Below are 19,493 nucleotides of genomic sequence, written 5' to 3'. Positions count from 1 at the left end.
CTGCCTGGTCTGTCCCGCTGAACCTGAGCCGCCCACGGCAGTCCCGGTCAGCACAGTCGCCCCGGTTTCCTCAGGCGAATCGTTCCTGTGCCACCCCTTTGTGTGAAGGGGAAGCCCGCCCGTCCCACGCCCGTGCGTGCGAAAACTAGTTTCGTGACCGGAGGTGACCGGACGATGACGGCCTGTGCCATCGAACCCGCGGCGGCGAACGAGGAGAACGGGGACGGGGAGAACGGGGACGAGGAAAACGGCGACGGGGAGACTTCGCGGACGGAGCACGTGATCACCGAGGACGGCAGGGCCCCGCGGACCGGATGTGTGATCACCGTCGACGGCTCCTACGCGGCCCGCCTCGCCCGGAACGGCGACTCCTGGTTCCCGGAGCGCTGGACCCTGGACGGCCCCGAGCCCTACGCGGTGCCACTGCCCGGCAACCAGCCCGAGGAGCCCGGCACCGAGGTGCAGCCCATGGGCGACGGGCGGGTGCTGATCAGGCGGTTCACGGGCGGGCGGCACACCTTCTCGCTGCTCTACCCGACCGGGCCCCGGACGGGTGAGCTGCCGCTGGGCGCGGTCGAGTGCCCGGACCAGGGCACGGTCCTACGGCTGCTGCCGCCGGCGCCGGGCGGCGAGAAGGCGTACGCCCTCGCGGTGGGCCCGCACTCCAGTGCCGTGTGGCTGGTGGCGGGCGGTGCCTTCGGGCCGGAGCACCTCGCGCAGGTCCCGGGGCGCTGCTCGGGCGGGGTGTGGCTGGACCGGGACGGGCGGATGCTGGCCCTGGACCGGGAGACGGACGGGCGGACCAAGGCGGTCGTGGTCGATCTGGAGCGGGGCGGGGAGGTGTCGCCGCTGCTGCAGATCGCCGACGGCAGTGACGACCGGCTGCTGCTGGCCGACCCGGACAGCGGGCTGCTGCTGATCTCCTCGGACGCGCCGTCGCCGGGGCGGCCGCGGCTGGGCTGGGGGGTGCTGGGCAGCACGCTGCCGGTGCGCTTCCCGGAGTGCCTGCGGGTCCCTGACTGCGCGCTGACGCCGTTCGCGATCCAGCCGGGGCAGGTGCTGGTGCCGGAGAGCTGCGGGGTGGCGCTGCGCGTCGACGGGCCGATGGGCAGCTGGGTGGGCGTGTGGCGGCCCGCCGCCCGGCAGGTCCAGCATCTCCCGGCGCCCGAGGGGTGGTTGGCCGGTGCCGGGCTGTGGACCGAGGACGGGGAGCTGCTCCTGCCGTACGCCACGGCGGACACGCCGTGCGGGGTGGCGCGGTGGGCGGCGGCCTCGGGGCACGGGGCCCTCGCAGGGGAAGCGGAGGGCCCGGGGGGAACGGGGGCGGGGGACGTCGGCCTGGAGGGTTCGGAGGGCGGCGGCGGGGAGGTCGCGGGGGCGCCCGAACCGGTCCCTCCGGTCCCTCCGGAGTCTGCCGTGGCCCGTCCCGTGCCCTTGCAGCAAGCCCCGTTGGGCAATCTTGTAACGAAGTAGTGCCGGTTGGCTCGGCCGCCTGGATTCGCCCTGTGGTGTGCCGGTTAAACTCCCCCCGCTGTAAGAAAGATCATGTTGACGGGGTGAATTACTTCCATGAGCGACGCCAGCACGAACCAGTCGACTGCCGACGTCCAGGAGTCCACGGGCCACGGTAAGCACCGGGGTCCGGTCTCGGTCCAGGACAGCGACACGGCCCCGCGTGGCCGTCACCGCAAGTCGGTCGAGCAGACCGAGGCCGCGGCCTGAGGTCGGACGGCGACACACGGCCCCGCCCTTACTGCAAGGGGCGGGGCCGTTTCGTGTCTACTCCCGCTTGAGCCCCAGCACTTCGGCCGCCGCGAAGGTCTCCCCCGCCGGCCGTCGCGCGTAGTGCGGGGTGAGCAGCGCGTCCAGTTCGTCGTAGCTGAAGGTGTCCTGCTTGCTGTCGAACTTCGCCTGCACCCGCGGCCGTTCGACGATGGCAACCATCCCTCCGTGTACGACCATCAGCTGGCCGTTGACGCGCTCGGCCGCAGGTGAGGCCAAGTAGCCGACGAGCGGGGCGACATGCTCGGGGGCGAGGGGATCGAGTCCCGACTCGGGCTGCTCCAGACCGGCGAAGACTTCCTCGGTCATCCGGGTGCGGGCGCGCGGGCAGATGGCGTTGGCGGTGACGCCGTACTTGGCGAGCGCGAGGGCCGTCGAGGTGGTGAGTCCGACGATTCCCCCCTTGGCCGCAGCGTAGTTGGGCTGTCCTGCGGACCCGGCGAGGAACGCCTCCGAGGAGGTGTTCACGATCCGGCCGTACACCGGCCCGCCCGCCGCTTTGGACCGGTCCCTCCAGTGCGCGGCCGCGAACCGGGTCGTGTTGAAGTGGCCCTTGAGGTGGACCCGGATCACCGCGTCCCACTCGCCCTCGGTCATGGAGAAGACCATGCGGTCGCGCAGGATGCCCGCGTTGTTGACGAGGATGTCGAGCTTGCCGAACTCGGCGATCGCCAACTCCGTGAGCTCACGCGCCTGTTGGTGGTCGGCCACGTCCCCGGTGTGGGCGACGGCCTGTCCGCCCGCGGCCCGGATCTCGTCGGCGACCTGCTCGGCGGGGCCCGCGGAGGCCTCGCCGGAGCCGTCCCGGCCCGGTTGTCCGTAGTCGTTGACGACGACGGCGGCGCCGAGCCGGGCCAGCTCCAGCGCCTCGGCCCGGCCAAGGCCGCGTCCGGCGCCGGTGACGATCGCTGAGAGCCCCTCAAGTGGCAGTGGCACGGTCATCGCAGCCCTCAGATCTCGATGCAGGTACGGAGTGAGCTCCCCGTGCGCATCTGGTCGAGCGCCTCGTTGATCTCGCTCAGCGACACCCGGTGGGTGATCAGACCGTCCAGGTCGATACGGCCGGCCCGCCACAGGGCGATGGTCCGCTCGTAGGAGCGCAGTACGTCCCCGCCGCCGTACAGGGACGGCAGGATGCGCTTCTCGTCGAAGAACAGCTCGAACATGTTGAGCTGGAGGTTGTCGTCCATGGCGCCCGCGCCGACGACCACGAGGGTGCCGCCGCGCCGGGTCGTCTCGTACGCCGTCCTCGCGGTCGCCGACTTGCCGACGACCTCGAAGACGTAGTCGAAGCCCTCGCCCGCGGTCACCTGCTGCTTGGCGTCGGCGAGTTCGTCCGGGGAGACGGCCCGGGTGGCGCCGAACCCCAGGGCGGCTTCGCGGCGCGAGGCGACCGGGTCGACGGCGACGATCTCGGCGGCGCCCTTGAGGCGGGCGCCCTGGATGGCGGAGATGCCGACGCCACCGCAGCCGATGACGGCGACCGACGAACCGGCCTCCACGTCCGCGGTGTTGAGCGCGGCCCCGAGTCCCGTGGTGACCCCGCAGCCGATCAGCGCCGCGATGTCGAAGGGCACGTCGTCGGGTATCGGCACCGCGCAGCCCGCGTCGACGACGACCTCCTCGGTGAAGGTGCCGGTCCCCGCGAAACCGAACACGTCCCCGCCGGGGCGCCGGAAGTTGGGGGTGCCGGCGTTCATGAACCCGGCCAGACACAGCTCGGTCTGCCCGCGCTTGCAGGCGGGGCAGGCACCGCAGGCGGGCAGCCAGCAGACGACGACCCGGTCGCCCGCCTTCAAGTGGCTGACGCCCTCCCCGACTTCGACGATCTCGCCGGCGCCTTCGTGTCCGGGCACGAAGGGCGCCGGCTGCGGGAGGACCCCGGCCATCGCGGACAGGTCCGAATGACACAGCCCTGTGGCCCGTATCCGGATCCGCACCCTGCCGGGTCCGAAGCCCACCGCCTCTACGTCTTCGAGGACTTCGAGCTTTTCCTGGCCGATCTCGTGCAGTACGGCTGCGCGCATGGTGCGGCTCCCCTCGTACGGCGTTGTGGGTTCAGGAGTGTTCGACGACGGTGTCGGCGAGGACGGGCGCGTCGTCGCGCTCCACGGCGCTGACGGCGACCCTGGTGGACTGCGGGGTGTGCCACATACGGATCCGCAGGGTCTCCCCCGGGTACACGACCCCGGCGAACCGGGTGACGTACGACCGCACCCGGGTCACGTCCCCGCCGAGCAGCGTGTCGACGACCGCCTTGAGCGTCATGCCGTAGGTGCACAGCCCGTGCAGGATGGGCCGTTCGAACCCGGCGACCTTGGCGAACTCCGGGTCGGCGTGCAGCGGGTTCCAGTCGCCGGAGAGACGGTAGAGCAGGGCCTGGTCCTCGCGGATGGGGCGCTCCACGGTCCGGTCTGGCTCGCCCGTGGGGGGTTCGAGGCGGGCGGAGGGGCCCCGGTCGCCGCCCCAGCCGCCCTCTCCGCGGACGAAGATCTGAGCGTCATTGGTCCACAACGGGCCCTCGGCGTCCGCGACTTCGGTCCGCATGACCAGGACGGCCGCCTTGCCCTTGTCGTACACGGCGGCGATGCGGTGGGCGGCGGTCGCGGTGCCCTGGGCGGGAAGGGGGCGGTGGATGACCAGTGACTGGCCGCCGTGCAGGACCTTGGCGAGATCGACCTCGATGCCGGGCATGGACAGGCCGCTGATCACTCCCGGCGATCCCGAGCCCGCGACCGTGGCGAAGCTCGGCAGGACGTGCAGCCGGGACTCGAGGGTGTAGCGCAGTTCGTCGGGGTCGGTGGCGGGGCTGGGTTTGTCGGGATGCGAGCCCGCCCCGATGCCGAGGTGGTAGAGCTGGACGTCCTTGGAGTTCCAGGAGATCTCACCGGTCCGGGGTTCGGCGGCGAGGGCCTTGGCTGCGTCGATGGGCATACGGCTCCTGACAGGGGCTCGGTCAAGACCTCGGTACGGCCGTCCGCACCGTCGGCCGCACCGAGGTCGTCGCGGGCCGATCTAGAACGCGTTCCAGTCCGGCGCCCTCTGTATAGCCGAGCACAACGCACTTGTGAAGGCTCCTGACGGTGTGTCAGGTGGGCCGGTTCCGGGGCTCCGGCACCCGTGACATTTGTCCTGCCGGATTCCGTACAAGCGCATCTGCCGGGCGGGCGGGGCGGATTCGTAGCGTGGTCGGCATGACACAGGGGACAGAAACGGCGGTGGCCCTCCGGGGCGCGGTCAGGAGCCTCGGCACCGTGCGGGCCGTCGACGGCACCGACGGCACCGACGGCACCGACCAGGAGTTCGCGCCCGGCGGGAGCGTGGCGGTGCTCGGTCTTCACAGGATCTTCGGCGCGGTGCGGGCCGACGGGGTAGGGGCGATGCCCCACCAGAGGCGGGTGGTCCCGCGGGTCATCGTCCGTGAGCAAGGCGCCTTCACGAACGGCCGCTGTCCGTCGCCGCCGCACGTGGCCGGAGCCCTGGAGCCGGCCGGGACCACCGAACCGGCCGGCCGGCACGGGGACTCGCTCTCCTTTGGCCGGGGCCGGCGTGTGCGGTGCGCCGTGGCCGAGTGGCACGACCCGCTCTCCACCAGCCGACCGCGACGCCTGCGGTACGCCGTGACCGGGCGGCACGGGGACACGCTCTCCAGCGGCTGGGGCCAGCGGGTGGGGCGCGCCCTCGGCGGGCGGGACGACGACCCACTCTCCAGCAGCCCACCGCGACGCCCGCAGTACGCCGTGACCAGACGACACGGGGACACGCTCTCCAGCGGCTGGGGACGGGTGCGGTGCGCCGTGATCGGGCGGCACAGGACCTCGCTCTCCAGCAGCCGGGGCCGGCGGGTGCGGCACGCCCTCGCCAGGCGGCGCAGCGACACGCTCTCCACCAGCCGACCCCGACGCCCGCAGTACGCCGCGACCAGGCGACACGGAGACACGCTCTCCAGCGGCCAGGGACGGGTGCGGTGCGCCATGGCCGGGCGGCACGGCGACCCGCTCTCCGGCAGCGGGCCCCGGTGGGCGCGGAACCCCGTAGGCCGCCGGCCCCGGTGGGTGCGGTACGCCGTGGCGGTCTCCGGAGAGCCCGGCCTGTCCGTCCTGGACGAGCCGGGACACCCGCCCGCGCCCGAGGCGGTCCTCGTGCGGGGAGTGTGTCCGCGGCTGTTGGGTTCGTACGCTGTCCTGTCGTACCGGCGGCACGCCGGGCACCTCTGAGCGGAGGAACGGTCATGTTCTGGTCGCACAAGCTCTCGTGCCGCGTGGACGAGATCCGCGAGGGGGTCCGCGAGGCGCGGAAACACCAGCGGTACTACAAGGCGAACAAGCAGCGCCTCAACGCCGAGTACAAGGCGGCGCAGCAGGCCGGGGAGGTCCCCACGAACGCCGGCCTGGGCAGCGGGTTCGGTCTGCTGCCGTGGCTGCTGATGGGGATGGGCGCCTTCTCCAACCTCTTCCAGAGCGAGACCCCGAGCCCCTGGGTCGGCGGCCTCGGGTTGTTGACGTTCAACTCGCTCTACATCTACGTCGCCTTCCGCGCCTTCCGCAAGGAAACCCGGGAGGCGGTCTCCACGCGGGTGGCGCTGGGACTGCTGGGCCTGGTGACCTGCGGTCTGGCGATGGGGTACGGCGGCAACTGGCTGCTGTTCTTCCCCCTGTTCGGGCTCGCGACGGGCGCGATCGTGCGGCTGCCGCACCTGCGCTGGGTGGGTGCGGTCGTGACCGTGGTGGCCGGCGCGGCCGCCGTCCTCCGTGACGGCTGGGGCGGACTCGACACCGCGTACGCCACGTGGATCTCCACGATGGTGACGGCCGCGATCATGTCCCTCTCCGAAGCGGTACGGCAGTTGCGAGAGGCCCGCGAGGAACTGGCCCGGCGCGCGGTCGAGGAGGAGCGGCTGCGCTTCTCCCGCGATCTGCACGACCTGCTCGGGCACACGCTGTCGGTGATCGTGGTGAAGTCGGAGGCGGCCCGGCGCCTGGCCCCACGCGACCTGGACGCGGCACTCGTGCAGGTCTGCGACATCGAGTCGGTCGGCCGCCAGGCGCTCACCGAGATCCGTGAGGCGGTCACCGGCTACCGCGAGGGCAGCCTCAGCACGGACCTTGACCGGGCCACCTCGGCTCTGCGCGCCGCGGGCATCGAGCCCGTGGTCCACCGCTCCGGTCCTCCGCTCTCGGCCCGGACCGAGGCCCTGCTGGGCTGGGTGGTCCGCGAGGCGGTGACCAACGCGGTACGGCACAGCGGGGCGGAGCGCTGCGAGATCTCCGTGCGGGGCTCGGCGGAACGGGTACAGCTTCGCGTGTGGGACGACGGTCGGGGGGCGGCTGGGGAGACGCGCCTTCCCGGGAGCGCTGCGGGCGCGGTACCGGTACCGGCACCTGCGGTGGCGTCCGTGGCGTCCGTGGCGTCGGTGGTGCCAACGCCCGGCATCGGTGGCACCGGCCTCAAGGGGCTCGCGGAACGGCTGGCCGCCGCCGGTGGGTGGCTGGAGACAGGGCCGGCGCCCCGAGGCGGATTCTTGGTGCGCGCCGAGTTGCCGGTCGAGTCGGAGGAACCGGCAGGGCCCGAGGAACCGGCAGAGCCCAAGGAGTCGGCGGCCACCGTGGGCGGGTCCCGGATCGGCGAAGCGGCCCGGTGACACCGCGCGGAGCCGCCCACACCGGCGTTCCCCCCGCCCACCGCGCCGACCCGTCCGCCGACTCCGCCGACTCCGCCGACTCCGCCGGTCCTGCGGCCCACTCCTCCGCTCCCCCGGTCCACGATCCAGTTCTCAAGGATCAGGCGGGTCGGCGTAACGCGGTCGCACCTCCTCCACCCCCGCCCCCGCGCCCTACCCTTGGGCCGTGAACGAGATGCCCCGGGACCACCGGCCCGCCAGGTCCATCCGCGTGTTGCTCGCCGAGGACCAGCAGATGATGCGCGGGGCACTCGCGCTGCTGCTCGGGATGGAACCGGACATCCAGGTCGTGGCCCAGGTCGCGGCGGGGGACGTGATCGTGGACGCGGTCCTCACGCACCGCCCCGACGTGGCACTGCTCGACATCGAGCTGCCGGGGATGAGCGGTCTGGACGCCGCCGCCGACCTGCGCGACCAGGCGCCGGACTGCCGGGTGTTGATCCTGACCACCTTCGGAAGACCTGGTTACCTGCGCCGGGCGATGGAGGCGGGTGCCGCCGGTTTCCTCGTCAAGGACGGTCCCGTCGAGGAGCTGGCCGCCTCGATCCGCCGGGTGCTGACCGGCGAGACAGTGATCGACCCCGCCCTCGCCGCGGCCGCTCTCAGCGCCGGCCCGAGCCCACTCACCGGCCGTGAGTGCGATGTCCTGCGGGCCTCCACGGACGGCGCGACGGTGGCCGACATCGCCGACAGGCTCCACCTCTCCGAGTCCACCGTCCGCAACTACCTCTCCTCCGCCATCGGCAAGACCGGCACCCGCAACCGGATGGAGGCGGTACGGGCGGCCCGGCAGCAGGGATGGCTGTGAGGCCGGCCGTGCCCTGCTCGACCACCTCCGCCGACTTGCACTCCGTCCCCATCGGCGCCATGCCCACGAACCAGCCGTAAGGGGAGCCCTCGACCCGGCGGATCGGGCCTGCCGCTGCAGGGGGATCTTGGAAAGCCGGGGTTGACGATCACGCCTGGCGGTCCGGCCGCGAGGCAAATGCCGACGTCACAGTCCGTCTGGCCGCCTGCCGGACATGACGGCATGGCACGTGATCAACAGCCCCTGCGCCATGGCAACCTGCGACCAGCGTGATGACTTGGAGCTGGAGGTACACCGTGGTGGCGGCGAACAGCAACCCCACCGTCAGGAGGCGCCGTCTGGGAGCCGAGCTCCGCCGGCTTCGCCTGGACAGTGGGCTGAAGAGCGCGGAAGTTGCCGAGCGGCTGATGGTCTCCCAGCCGAAGATCAGTCACCTGGAGAACGGCAACCGCGCCATCAGCCCCCGCGACGTGCGCGACCTGTGCGCGCTCTACGGCGTGACGGACCCGCAGGTCGTCGACTCACTGATGCAGATGGCCAGGGAATCCGGGCAGCAGGGCTGGTGGCACGCCTACGGCGACATCCCCCAGAACGTGTACATCGCCCTGGAGACGGACGCCACCTCCCTCCACACGTACGAACCCATGGTGATCCCCGCTCTGCTGCAGACGCCCGCCTACGCCCACGCGATCATCGAGGAAACGATCCCCCAGCTCGCTGTCGAACAGGCCGCCACGCGCCTGAAGGTGCGGCTGCGCCGACAGCACCGGATCTACAACCCGGCCTCCCCGCTGCGCCTGTGGGCCGTCCTGGACGAATCGGTACTGCGCCGTGCCATCGGCAGTCCCGACATCATGCGCGAACAACTGGAACACCTGAACGCGCTCGGCACCGAGCCGCACATCACCGTGCAGATCCTCCCCTACGCCGTGGGCGCCCACCCGGGCCTGTCAGGACAGTTCTCCATCCTGAAGTTCGCCGACGCCCCCGGCGCGGTGGTGTACCTGGAACGGTTCACCAGCGACCTCTACCTGGAGAAACACTCCGACGTGCGGCACTACAGCGTGCTGCACGACCACCTCCAGGCCCAGGCGCTCGACCCGGACAGCAGCCGCGACTTCATCACCGATGTCACCAAGACGTACATCGACGCGGCGAGCCGCCCTTGCGTACAGGAGAGCGTTCGCCCGGCTCAGGATTCCAGCGCTGGGGCCTTGGCGATGGGCTGAAACGGCGGTACTCCCCACAGCGGTCACGGGAGGTCTGAGGCAAAGGTGGTGAGCACCACCTTGAGAACGATCACCTCAGCCCCGCGCGGCGCCCTCGGGGACGGCCGACGTGACGATCGTCAGGGTCGCGGGGGCCAGGGCATGAACCCGGCGAAGGCGATCAGTAGGCGTTCAGGTCTGTGGGCGACTTCAGCCGCTTCCAGCACGCCCGTCACGATCCCCACCCGGCTCCGCTTCCCCAAGAGAACCTAAAGAAATCTTAGTACGCCGAAGCATCGGAATAGTTGCCCATGCATACGTAGTTCAAGCCACACGTAAGCCGATCTTCCAGGCCCGGAGGCCTCCCTCACATGACGCACACGCCGACCGACCAGCCCACCCGGAGAGCGTCCGGCGCTGTCGTCCCGGTGCTCGCCTTCGCGGGCATCGTGGTCGCGGTGATGCAGACCCTGCTCGTCCCGGTCATCAAGGACCTGCCGCAACTGCTGGACACCGCGCCCAGCAACGCCACCTGGGTCCTGACGTCCACCCTGCTCTCGGGCGCCGTCGCCACCCCGATCATGGGCCGCCTCGGCGACCTGTACGGCAAGCGCCGCATGCTGATCCTCAGCCTCGCCGTGATGGTCGTGGGCGCCCTGGTCAGCGCGCTCACCAGCGATCTGCTCACGATGATCGCCGGCCGCACGCTCCAGGGCTTCGCCATGGGCGCGATCCCCCTCGGCATCGGCCTGATGCGCGACATGCTGCCCCGCGAGAAGCTCGGCTCGGCCATGGCCCTGATGAGCTCCTCGATCGGCGTGGGCGGCGGACTCGCCCTCCCCCTCGCGGCCCTGATCGCCCAGCACGCCGACTGGCACGCACTCTTCTACGGCGCCGCCGGGCTCGGCGCCCTCTCGATCCTCCTGACCCTCCTCGTCGTACCGGAGTCCCCGGCGCGCGCCGAGGGCACCTTCGACGTCCTGGGCGCGATCGGCCTCTCCACGGGCCTGGTCCTCTTCCTCCTCCCCATCACCAAGGGCAGCGACTGGGGCTGGACCTCGGGCACCACGCTCGGCCTCTTCGCCGCCGCCGCGGTCGTCCTCGTCCTGTGGGGCGTCATGGAGCTGCGGGTGAAGGCCCCGCTGGTCGACCTGCGCACCACGGCCCGCCCGGCGGTCCTCTTCACCAACCTGGCGTCGATCATGGTCGGTGTCTCCTTCTACGTCGTCTCGCTCGTCCTTCCCCAGCTCCTCCAGCTCCCGAAGGCGACCGGCTACGGCCTCGGCCAGTCGATGGTCGTCGCGGGTCTGCTGGTCGCCCCGCTGGGCCTGACGATGATGTTCACGGCACCGGTGTACGCCCGCCTCTCCGCCAAGTACGGCCCCAAGGTCACCCTCATCCTCGGCATGTTGATCATCGCGATCGGCTACGGCGCGGGCCTGGGCCTCATGAGCGCGGCCTGGCAGAGCCTGGTCATCGCGGTCGTGCTGGGCGCGGGCATCGGTCTCGCGTACTCCTCTCTTCCGGCCTTGATCGTCGGCGCGGTGCCCGCGTCGGAGACGGGTGCGGCGAACGGCCTCAACACGCTGATGCGCTCCATCGGTACGTCCGTGTCGAGCGCCGTGATCGGGATGGTGCTGGCGAACACGGCGAACAACGTCGGCGGCGTCGCGGTTCCGACCATGCACGGGTTCCGGGTGTCCTTCCTCATCGCGACCGGTGCGGTGGCCGTCGGACTGCTGATGGCGCTGTTCCTGCCGAAGCCGAACCGGGCGCCGCAGCTTCGGGCGACCAGTGAGGAAGAGGCGAACCTGGCGCGGGCGGAGGAGGTCCTGCGGGGCTTCCGCGGCCGAGTCCTCGACGCGTCCGGCGCCCCGGTCGCCCGGGCCAAGGTGACGCTGATCGACCGGCGCGGCCGGCAGGCGGGGGCGACGGTCTCCGACGAGGACGGGACGTACGTACTCGGGGTGCCGAGCGGGGGCGCGTACGTGCTCGCCGCACGGGCCGCCGGTCACGGTCCCCTGGCCTCTTCTGCCACTCACGCGGGCGACGAGCGCGCGATCGCCCTCGACCTGGCCCTGCCGGGCGAGACCGAGACGGTCACGGCCTGACGACCGCTCAGCGGAACCACACCCCCGCCCGACACCGAGGGCGGGGGTGTGGCGTACCGGGGCGCACCCGAAGACGTAGGCCCGGCGGAACCCGTTGGCGGCCGGACACGGGGGCACTCCCTGCTCGGACCGGCGCCGGGCGCGACCGTGAGACGGACCAGGCCGACCAGGACATGCGGCCGCCCGGCGAACGCCCCCCGCACCCCCCGTCCCTCGGCGAAGGAGCGTGCGGCAGCATGGGGCGTCCGGCGTCCGCCCGCACGCCCGATCCGTACGACCGAGAGGAACCCCCCATGGCCGCGGCTCCCAAGCCCGAGATTCTCGCCGCCTTCGAGGGCGCGAAGGGGTTCATGCCCCTGGGTGAGGGGCTGGCCCTCTACGAGGCCGCCCTGGACGCCGGGCGGCTCGGGCTGCCGTTGCTGGAGGTGGGTACGTACTGCGGCCGGTCCGCGATTCTGCTCGGGGACGCGGCCCGCGAGGCCGGCGTGGTCGCACTGACCCTCGATCACCACCGGGGCAGTGAGGAGCAGCAGCCGGGGTGGGAGTACCACGATCCGGAGACCGTGGACCCCGAGCTCGGGGTGATGGACACGCTGCCGGAGTTCCGCAGGACGCTGTACCGGGCCGGCCTGGAGGAGCACGTCGTCGCTCTGGTCGGGCGGTCGCCGCAGATCGCGAAGGTCTGGGGAACTCCGCTCGGGCTGGTCTTCATCGACGGCGGCCACACCGACGAGCACGCGAACGCCGACTACGAGGGCTGGGCCCCGCACGTGGCCGAGGGCGGGCTGCTCGTCATCCATGACGTGTTCCCGGACCCTGAGGACGAGTTCACCGGTCAGGCGCCCTACCGGATCTACCTCCGGGCCCTCGACTCCGGCGCCTTCACGGAGGTCTCCGCGACCGACTCGCTGCGGGTGCTGCGCCGGACGCGGGCCGGGACCCGGGAGCGGGGATAGAGTCGCAGACGTGTCGTACGCAGGCCCTGAATTCGGTTCCCCCCAGCCCCGCCGTCCCCGGCGCCGCCCGCTGGCCGTCGCCCTCGCCGTGCTCGTGCCGGGCGCGCTGCTCGGGTGGCTGGTGTACGCGGGGGTGAGCGGGGCCGCCGACAACAACGGGACGGCGGCCGCGGCGAGCCCGCGGGCGAGCGCTCCGCCGACCGTCTCCTCCACCACCGTCGAGGACAAGAAGCCGCTCGGCTCGCTCCGGGGCAAGGTCGTCGTCATCGACCCCGGGCACAACCTCACCAACTTCCGGCACCCGGCCGAGATCAACCGCAAGGTGGACATCGGCACGAACCGCAAGGAGTGCGACACGACGGGGACGTCCACCAACTCCGGTTACGCGGAGGCCAAGTTCGCCCTCGACGTCGCCCACCGGCTGCGCACCCTGCTGGAGCGGCAGGGCGCGACGGTGAAACTGACGCAGGACGCCGACCGGCCCTACGGGCCCTGTGTGGACGAGCGGGCCAGGATCGGCAACCGGGCGAAGGCCGACGCGGTGGTGTCGATCCACGCGGACGGCGCCGGCGCCGGGCAGCGCGGCTACCACGTGATCCTCCCCGGCCGCGTCCACCACGGCATCGCCGACACCCGCCGGATCGTCGCCCCCTCCGCGGAACTCGGCAAACTGATCGCGACCGACTTCCGCCACGCGACGAACACCAGGCCCTCCAACTACATCGGCCACGGCACCGGCCTCGACACCCGCACCGACCTGGGCGGCCTCAACCTGTCGAAGGTTCCCAAGGTGTTCATCGAATGCGGCAACATGCGCGACAGCAAGGACGCGGCACTGCTCACGAGCGGGGCGTGGCGGCAGAAGGCGGCGCAGGGAATCTCTGAAGGAATCGTGAGTTTCCTGCACGGGCGGTGATCCGTGCGCTGATCCCGTCGTACGATCCGCCCGGCCGGACGATAGGGTCTACCGACGACGAGACGACCTACGAAGGACTTGAAGTGAATATCCGCTCCCTCACTCGAGGCGACGGCGTGGTGATCGGTGCAGCGGTGTTGCTGTTCATCGCGTCGTTCCTTGATCTGTACTCGGTCGACGGAGCCCCCGACGACGCCGACCTCCCCAGCGCCTGGGCGAGCGGTCCGGTCGTGATGGGGGTTGTTCTCGCGGGCATCATCGGCGCCGCCCTCGTCGTCGTGTCGCACGGCCTGTCCCAACTCCCCAAGGTGGCGGGCCTCGACCTCGGCCAGGTCGGCACCGCGTTCACCGTCTTCGCCGCCTGGAGCGCGCTCGGCAACGTCTTCGACCCGCTGAGCGCCGCGGACTACGGCTCCAGCTCGGACACCGTCAGCGCCGGCATCGGCCTGATCCTCGCTCTCGTCGCCACCCTGGTCATGGCCGCGGCCGCCGTCGCCACCCCGCTCGTCCCCGCCCTCCAGGCCGGCCTCGTCCCGGCCCCCAAGCCGCCCCAGCCGCAGCCCTACGGTGCCCAGCCGCCCGGTGGTTACGGCTACCCGGGCGCCCAGCCCCACCAGCCGGGACAGCAGGGCCAGCCGGGCCAGCAGGGGCAGCAGCCGTACGGCGGTCAGCCGCAGCCGGGGCAGCCCTTCGGCGCGCAGCCGCAGCCGCAGGCGCAGGCCCCGCAGCCGCCGGCCGCGGAGTTCTCGCCGTTCTGGTTCGCGGTGCCGGTGCCGCGTCCGCTGTTCGCGGAGGACGGTTCACCGACGCCGATCGCCGAACTCGCGCCGGGTACCTGGTACCTGGCGGTCGAGCAGCGCGGTCCGGCTCTGGTCGCCCAGACGCAGGACGGCCGCCGCGGTGTGCTCCAGGACACGAGCGGCATCCAGCGCGGCTGAGTCCTTCCAGGTCGCAGGACGGCCCCTCGCCCTTCCGGGCGGGGGGCCGTTGCCGTACATTCGCGAGCGGTCCCGCAGAGCTGACAGACCGTCAGGAGGCGTCGTGCGACTCGGCCTTGCGCTCGGTTACTGGGGCCGTGGCCCCTCCCCCGACCATGTCCCGCTGGCCCAGGAGGCGGAGCGGCTCGGCTATCACTCGGTGTGGACGGCCGAGTCGTGGGGCTCGGACGCGTTCACCCCGCTCACCTGGATCGCGGCACGGACGTCAACGATCAGGCTGGGCACGGCCGTTGCGCAGATGGCCGCCCGGTCGCCGACCACGACCGCCATGCACGCCCTCACCCTGGACCATCTCTCCGGCGGGCGGGTCATGCTCGGCCTCGGACTGTCCGGGCCGCAGGTCGTCGAGGGCTGGTACGGCCGTCCGTTCCCCAAGTCGCCGCTGACCGCGACCCGGGAGTACGTCGACGTCGTACGGCAGGTGCTGAGGCGTGCGGCGCCGGTGGAGGTGAACGGCCGCTTCCACTCGCACCCCTACCAAGGCCCGGACGGCAGCGGGCTGGGCAAGGCGCTGAAGCCGATCACCCATCCCCTGCGCGCCGATCTGCCGATCCTGCTGGGCGCGGAGGGTCCGAAGAACGTCGCCCAGACCACCCGGATCGCCGACGGCTGGCTGCCGCTGTACTGGTCGCCGAACCGGCCCGAGGTCTACGGGGACGCGCTCGCCGAGGCACCGGAGGGCTTCCTCGTCGCCCCCATGGCCCAGGTGCGGGTCTGCGACGACGTGGCCGAGGGGCTGCTGCCCGTCAAGACGATGCTCGGCTTCTACATCGGCGGAATGGGCCACGCGGCCCGCAACTTCCACGCCGACCTGATGGCCCGTATGGGATACGAGGACGAGGCCCGCCGGATCCAGCGGCTGTTCCTCGAAGGCCGTCGCGAGGAGGCCGTGCTCGCCGTGCCGGACGCGTTCGCCGACGAGATCTCCCTGGTCGGCCCGCGCGAACGCATCGCCGAGCGGCTGGAGTCGTGGCGCAAGGGCCCGGTGACGGACCTGCTGGCGCTGGCCCCGGACCGTCGGTCGCTACGGGTGCTGGCGGAGCTCAACGCGTGACGCCAGGTTTCGCCGGAGAAATCGCGGCCATTCGAACACCATGTCCACTCATACGCGCCGTGGTGCCAATTCAGCCGGGACGGTCATAGCGATCGTCGCCGACATCATGGCCCTCATCCTGGGCCTGTGGATCCTGATGTACCTGCTGGACGCCAACCGTGCGAACGACTTCGTGCAGTTCATCCACGATGCCGCTCGCTGGCTCGCCGGCTGGTCCTACGACCTGTTCACCTTCGACGAGGCATGGGCCCGGGTCGTCGCGGGCTACGGCCTGGCAGCGGTGGTCTACCTGTTCGTGGGCCACGCCATCGCCAACCGGGCCCACCGCCACTGAGCGCTCCGCTGTGGGGGTGCCGTCATCGTCTGCGGCGCCCTCGTGGCTGGTCAGGCGCAGCAGTCCGGGTCGAGACCCAGCGGCAGGCGGTCGCCGGCGAACACCGCGCAGGTGGCCTCGTGGCCGCCCAGCGCGGCGACGGCGAGCAGCAGTGACCCCGCGGTCCAGGTGGTCAGCTCCCGTGGCCACACCGCCCCGTCATCGAACACGTACCCGGTCCAGTACAGGCCGCTGTCCGCGTCCCGCAGATGCTGGATCGACTGGAGGATCTCCAGGGCCCGGTCGGACTCGCCCGTGACCCACAGGGCCAGGGCGAGTTCGGCCGACTCCCCGCCCGTGACCCATGGGTTGGGGACGACACAGCGCACCCCGAGACCGGGTACGACGAACCGCTCCCAGCCGTCCTCGATACGGGACTTGGCCTCCGCACCGGTCAACGCCCCGCCCAGGACCGGGTAGTACCAGTCCATGGAGTAGCGGTCCTTGTCGAGGAAGCGTTCCGGGTGCCTGCGAATCGCATGCCGTAGCGCGCCGACCGCCAACTCCCAGTCGGGCTGCGGCTCTTCGCGCTGTTCGGCGATCGCGAGCGCGCACCGCAGCGCGTGGTGGATGGAGGAGGATCCGGTGAGCAGGCCGTCGTTGACGGGCCTGCCGTCGTCCTCCCGCTTCCACCCGATCTGCCCGCCGGGCTGCTGGAGCCCGAGGACGAACTCCATCGCCGCGTACACCGTCGGCCACATCCGGTCGAGGAACGTGTCGTCGCCGGTGGAGAGGTAGTGGTGCCACACTCCTACGGCTATGTAGGCGACGAAGTTGGTCTCGCGCCCGCGGTCGGTGACCTCCGCGAAGTGCCCGTCCTGGTACGCGGCGTACCAGGAACCGTCCTCGTTCTGGTGGCGTGCGAGCCACTCGTAGGCGCGCTCGGCCGCCTCGTGCTCGCCCGCCGCGTCCAGTGCCATCGCGGCCTCGGTGTGGTCCCACGGATCGAGGTGGTGCCCGCGGAACCACGGGATCGCCCCGTCCTCCCGCTGCACGGCCAGGATGCCGGCGACGGTCGCGGCGGCCTGCTCGGCGGTGAGGACCCCGGGCAGGACGAGGTGTTCTGTCCGGGGGGTCGTCACTTGGCGTCCACCCGGGGGAGGTGCGGCTTGGTCGCGTAGGCCACGAAGCTCTTGCCTATCAGCGGGTTCAGCGCCTGTTCGGCGACCCGGGTGGCCAGCGGTTTCTTCATGATGTCCCAGACCAGCAGCTTGTGGTACGCCTGCACCGGCAGCGCCTTGTCGTTGTCGACGCCGAACGCGCACTTCAGCCACCAGTACGGTGAGTGCAGGGCGTGCGCGTGGTGGGTGCCGTAGGGCTTGAGGCCGGCCTCGCGGATCTTCGCGAGCAGTTCGTCCGCCTTGTAGATGCGGATGTGGCCGCCCTCGACCTCGTGGTAGGCGTCGGACAGGGCCCAGCAGACCTTCTCGGGGCCGTAGCGCGGGACGGTGATGGCGATCCGGCCGCCGGGCTTCAACACCCGGACCATCTCGGCGAGTACGCCCTTGTCGTCGGGGATGTGCTCCATCACCTCGGAGATGATCACGACGTCGAAGGACTCGTCGGGGAAGGGGAGGGCCAGCGCGTCGCCCTCCATCGCCGTCGCGGTGGCACCCTCGGGGGCCTCCCCGGCCTCTTTCATCGCCGCGAACCAGGTGGCGACCTCGCGGATTTCGTCGGCGTTCTGGTCCAGGGCCACGACCTGCGCGCCGCGCCGGTAGCACTCGAAGGCGTGCCGGCCGGCCCCGCATCCGAGGTCCAGGACGCGGTCACCCGGCGCGAGCGGGAACCTGGAGAAGTCGACGGTCAGCACGTGGCCCTGCTTTCGGGATAGACACCGGTGTCACTGGTGGGGGCTGCGGGGGCAGTGGTCTTCGAGGAGCCGAGGGCGGATACGGCGTTGTTCGAGGGCGCCGGAGCGGCGTCGGCACCCGCCTCACCGCCCTCCCCCGCCACGACGTCCGCAGGACGACTCGCGGGAGCCGCGGAGCGCCCGTGATCCGGGTCCGCCGAGCGCGGGTGGGCCGAGGCCGCCGACCGGGACGGGTCCGCCACCGAGCGAGCCGGAACCGCGGACCGATCCTGGCCCGGAACCGCCGAACGACCGTGCTCCGAGGTCACCGAACCGGCCGAGCCCTTCGCCGGGTTGGCCGGAACCGTGGAGTGACCGTCGCCCGGAACCGCCGAGCGGGACGGGGCCGTCGTCGGAGCGGGCGTGGTGCCCGTCGTGGCGTCGGCCATCGCCTCTCGGTATCTGGTGACCGTTCCCTCGGCGGCGCGTGCCCAGGTGAAACGGGCGAGTACGCGCTCGCGTCCCGCCGCCCCGAGTCGGGCCCGCAGGTCCGGGTCGCCCAGCAGTCGGCTCAGCGCCACCGCCAGGGCGCCGGAGTCGCCCGGCGGTACCGCGAGGCAGGTCTCGCCGTCGCGGCCGGCGACCTCGGGGATCGCGCCGCCCGTGGTCGCGACCAGCGGGGTGCCGGTCGCCATGGCCTCGGCGGCCGGCAGGGAGAAGCCCTCGTAGAGCGACGGCACGCAGGCCACCTCCGCCGAGCGGACCAGGTCGACCAGTTCGGCGTCCGAGATGCCCTTGACGAAGTCGACGGCGCCTTCGAGGCCGTAGCGCTCGATCGCGGCGGCGACCGGACCCTCCGTGGGCCGCTTGCCCACGACGACCACATGCGCCCCGGGGTGTTCCGTACGCACCTTCGCCAGCGCCTCGACGAGGAAGACCAGCCCCTTGAGGGGGACGTCCGCACTGGAGGTGGTGACGATCCGGTCGGGCACGACGGGCACCGAGGGATCCGGCGAGAACTGGTCGGTGTCGGCACCGATGTGGACGACGTGGATGCGGTCGTCGCGGACACCCAGCTGGTCGACGATCTCCTGGCGGGAGGTGCCGGAGACGGTGAGGACCGACGGGAGGCGGCGCGCCACCCGCTTCTGCATGCGCGTGAAGGAGTACCAGCGGCGCTTGGACAGCCGCTGCTGCCAGCCCTCGGCCGCGTCCAGCTCCAACTGCCGGTCCACGGTGATGGGGTGGTGGATGGTGGTCACCAGCGGCGCGCCCACGTCGCCCAGCAGGCCGTAGCCGAGGGTCTGGTTGTCGTGGATCACGTCGAACTCACCGCTGCGGGCCCGGAGATGGCGTCGGGCCCGCAGGGAGAAGGTGAGCGGCTCGGGGAAGCCGCCGGTCCACATCGTGGCGACTTCCAGAGCGTCGATCCAGTCCCGGAACTCGTCGCGCCGCGGGGTGCGGAAGGGGTCCGGGGAGCGGTAGAGGTCCAGGCTCGGCAGCTCGGTCAGGCTCAGACCGTCGTAGCCCGGGTCGAGGACCGGGTAGGGCTGGGAGCCGATGACCTCGACGCGGTGGCCGAGGCGGGCCAGTTCACGCGAGAGGTGCCGTACATAGACGCCCTGCCCGCCGCAGAACGGGTTCCCTTTGTAGGTGAGGAGCGCGATACGGAGCGGTCGCTCGCCGTCTGCGGCCGGGTCCTTCGAGGGCCCGGCCTGACTGGCCTCAGCGGTCACTCTGGGCCCCCTTCTGCCTGCACTGTCCCGCGAGATTACGACGAGACGGTAATCTAGAACAAGTTTCAGACTTGATCGT

The 19,493-nt window shown here is 71.7% G+C and carries 18 protein-coding genes; 12 read left to right on the top strand and 6 right to left on the bottom strand.

Features of this window, described 5'->3' with window-relative positions; all coding sequences use genetic code 11:
• Window positions 1-174 precede the first annotated feature (174 nt).
• Together D1369_RS28965 and D1369_RS43125 are read left to right on the top strand one after the other, a co-directional pair.
• Window positions 175-1,473: a hypothetical protein gene (locus D1369_RS28965; protein WP_007381646.1), complete on the top strand. Its 1,299-nt coding sequence runs from the start codon at window positions 175-177 to the stop codon at window positions 1,471-1,473.
• A gap of 96 nt (window positions 1,474-1,569) precedes the next feature.
• Window positions 1,570-1,722: a hypothetical protein gene (locus D1369_RS43125; RefSeq protein WP_020116022.1), complete on the top strand. Its 153-nt coding sequence runs from the start codon at window positions 1,570-1,572 to the stop codon at window positions 1,720-1,722.
• 57 nt (window positions 1,723-1,779) lie between these two features.
• Here the strand turns inward: D1369_RS43125 and D1369_RS28960 are convergent, their stop codons facing one another.
• Genes D1369_RS28960 through D1369_RS28950 form a run of 3 tightly spaced genes read right to left on the bottom strand, consistent with a single transcriptional unit; the run spans window position 1,780 to window position 4,716 of the window.
• Window positions 1,780-2,718, bottom strand: coding sequence for a 3-oxoacyl-ACP reductase (locus D1369_RS28960; protein ID WP_106433593.1), 939 nt, complete (start codon window positions 2,716-2,718; stop codon window positions 1,780-1,782).
• A 14-nt stretch (window positions 2,719-2,732) separates the two neighbouring features.
• Window positions 2,733-3,809: a Zn-dependent alcohol dehydrogenase gene (locus tag D1369_RS28955; RefSeq protein WP_118082683.1), complete on the bottom strand. Its 1,077-nt coding sequence runs from the start codon at window positions 3,807-3,809 to the stop codon at window positions 2,733-2,735.
• Window positions 3,810-3,840: 31 nt separating this feature from the next.
• The gene (locus tag D1369_RS28950; RefSeq protein WP_118082682.1) at window positions 3,841-4,716 is read right to left on the bottom strand and encodes a MaoC/PaaZ C-terminal domain-containing protein; all 876 of its coding nucleotides are present in this window, start codon (window positions 4,714-4,716) and stop codon (window positions 3,841-3,843) included.
• A gap of 260 nt (window positions 4,717-4,976) precedes the next feature.
• Between D1369_RS28950 and D1369_RS28945 the strand changes: the two genes are divergently transcribed.
• The 10 genes from D1369_RS28945 (at window position 4,977) to D1369_RS28900 (ending at window position 15,847) form a co-directional block, all read left to right on the top strand.
• Complete coding sequence (locus D1369_RS28945; RefSeq protein ID WP_158680122.1) at window positions 4,977-5,999, top strand: hypothetical protein; 1,023 nt, start codon at window positions 4,977-4,979, stop codon at window positions 5,997-5,999.
• A 14-nt stretch (window positions 6,000-6,013) separates the two neighbouring features.
• Window positions 6,014-7,423, top strand: coding sequence for a sensor histidine kinase (locus D1369_RS28940; protein ID WP_037899811.1), 1,410 nt, complete (start codon window positions 6,014-6,016; stop codon window positions 7,421-7,423).
• Window positions 7,424-7,637: 214 nt separating this feature from the next.
• On the top strand, window positions 7,638-8,270 hold the full coding sequence (locus D1369_RS28935) for a response regulator transcription factor (protein WP_007381653.1): 633 nt from the start codon (window positions 7,638-7,640) through the stop codon (window positions 8,268-8,270).
• Between the two features lie 299 nt (window positions 8,271-8,569).
• Window positions 8,570-9,499, top strand: a complete 930-nt coding sequence (locus D1369_RS28930; RefSeq protein WP_007381654.1) for a helix-turn-helix transcriptional regulator — start codon at window positions 8,570-8,572, stop codon at window positions 9,497-9,499.
• A gap of 350 nt (window positions 9,500-9,849) precedes the next feature.
• Entirely contained in the window at window positions 9,850-11,589 is a 1,740-nt protein-coding gene (locus D1369_RS28925; protein ID WP_007381655.1) for an MFS transporter, read from the top strand.
• 293 nt (window positions 11,590-11,882) lie between these two features.
• Window positions 11,883-12,545: a class I SAM-dependent methyltransferase gene (locus D1369_RS28920; RefSeq protein ID WP_007381656.1), complete on the top strand. Its 663-nt coding sequence runs from the start codon at window positions 11,883-11,885 to the stop codon at window positions 12,543-12,545.
• A 10-nt stretch (window positions 12,546-12,555) separates the two neighbouring features.
• Window positions 12,556-13,461: an N-acetylmuramoyl-L-alanine amidase gene (locus D1369_RS28915; protein ID WP_007381657.1), complete on the top strand. Its 906-nt coding sequence runs from the start codon at window positions 12,556-12,558 to the stop codon at window positions 13,459-13,461.
• Between the two features lie 83 nt (window positions 13,462-13,544).
• Window positions 13,545-14,399, top strand: a complete 855-nt coding sequence (locus tag D1369_RS28910) for a DUF5336 domain-containing protein (protein WP_037903265.1) — start codon at window positions 13,545-13,547, stop codon at window positions 14,397-14,399.
• 103 nt (window positions 14,400-14,502) lie between these two features.
• A complete protein-coding gene (locus D1369_RS28905; RefSeq protein ID WP_007381659.1) occupies window positions 14,503-15,513 on the top strand; it encodes an LLM class F420-dependent oxidoreductase in 1,011 nt (336 codons plus the stop codon).
• Between the two features lie 40 nt (window positions 15,514-15,553).
• The gene (locus tag D1369_RS28900; RefSeq protein WP_007381660.1) at window positions 15,554-15,847 is read left to right on the top strand and encodes a hypothetical protein; all 294 of its coding nucleotides are present in this window, start codon (window positions 15,554-15,556) and stop codon (window positions 15,845-15,847) included.
• A 50-nt stretch (window positions 15,848-15,897) separates the two neighbouring features.
• On the opposite strand, the gene D1369_RS28895 is transcribed toward D1369_RS28900, so the two are convergent.
• From D1369_RS28895 to D1369_RS28885, 3 genes are read right to left on the bottom strand one after another with little or no spacing between them, the layout of a single operon-like run.
• A complete protein-coding gene (locus tag D1369_RS28895; RefSeq protein ID WP_118082681.1) occupies window positions 15,898-16,968 on the bottom strand; it encodes a prenyltransferase/squalene oxidase repeat-containing protein in 1,071 nt (356 codons plus the stop codon).
• Window positions 16,965-17,699 (bottom strand): class I SAM-dependent methyltransferase, encoded by a 735-nt coding sequence (locus tag D1369_RS28890; RefSeq protein WP_118082680.1) that lies wholly within the window; start codon window positions 17,697-17,699, stop codon window positions 16,965-16,967. The genes D1369_RS28895 and D1369_RS28890 overlap by 4 nt, the downstream gene beginning before the upstream one ends.
• Window positions 17,693-19,414: a glycosyltransferase gene (locus D1369_RS28885; RefSeq protein ID WP_007381662.1), complete on the bottom strand. Its 1,722-nt coding sequence runs from the start codon at window positions 19,412-19,414 to the stop codon at window positions 17,693-17,695. The genes D1369_RS28890 and D1369_RS28885 overlap by 7 nt, the downstream gene beginning before the upstream one ends.
• Window positions 19,415-19,493: the final 79 nt, after the last annotated feature.

This window comes from Streptomyces sp. CC0208 (genome assembly GCF_003443735.1).
In the GTDB taxonomy this organism is placed as follows: domain Bacteria; phylum Actinomycetota; class Actinomycetes; order Streptomycetales; family Streptomycetaceae; genus Streptomyces; species Streptomyces sviceus.
This window is presented reverse-complemented; position numbering and strand designations above follow the sequence as displayed.

Coding starts and splice junctions, on each gene's coding strand:
- D1369_RS28935 (WP_007381653.1), top strand. CDS start 7,638: ATGCCCCGGGACCACCGGCCCGCCAGGTCCATCCGCGTGTTGCTCGCC.
- D1369_RS28920 (WP_007381656.1), top strand. CDS start 11,883: ATGGCCGCGGCTCCCAAGCCCGAGATTCTCGCCGCCTTCGAGGGCGCG.
- D1369_RS28945 (WP_158680122.1), top strand. CDS start 4,977: ATGACACAGGGGACAGAAACGGCGGTGGCCCTCCGGGGCGCGGTCAGG.
- D1369_RS28955 (WP_118082683.1), bottom strand. CDS start 3,809: ATGCGCGCAGCCGTACTGCACGAGATCGGCCAGGAAAAGCTCGAAGTC.
- D1369_RS28950 (WP_118082682.1), bottom strand. CDS start 4,716: ATGCCCATCGACGCAGCCAAGGCCCTCGCCGCCGAACCCCGGACCGGT.
- D1369_RS28940 (WP_037899811.1), top strand. CDS start 6,014: ATGTTCTGGTCGCACAAGCTCTCGTGCCGCGTGGACGAGATCCGCGAG.
- D1369_RS28925 (WP_007381655.1), top strand. CDS start 9,850: ATGACGCACACGCCGACCGACCAGCCCACCCGGAGAGCGTCCGGCGCT.
- D1369_RS28965 (WP_007381646.1), top strand. CDS start 175: ATGACGGCCTGTGCCATCGAACCCGCGGCGGCGAACGAGGAGAACGGG.
- D1369_RS43125 (WP_020116022.1), top strand. CDS start 1,570: ATGAGCGACGCCAGCACGAACCAGTCGACTGCCGACGTCCAGGAGTCC.
- D1369_RS28900 (WP_007381660.1), top strand. CDS start 15,554: ATGTCCACTCATACGCGCCGTGGTGCCAATTCAGCCGGGACGGTCATA.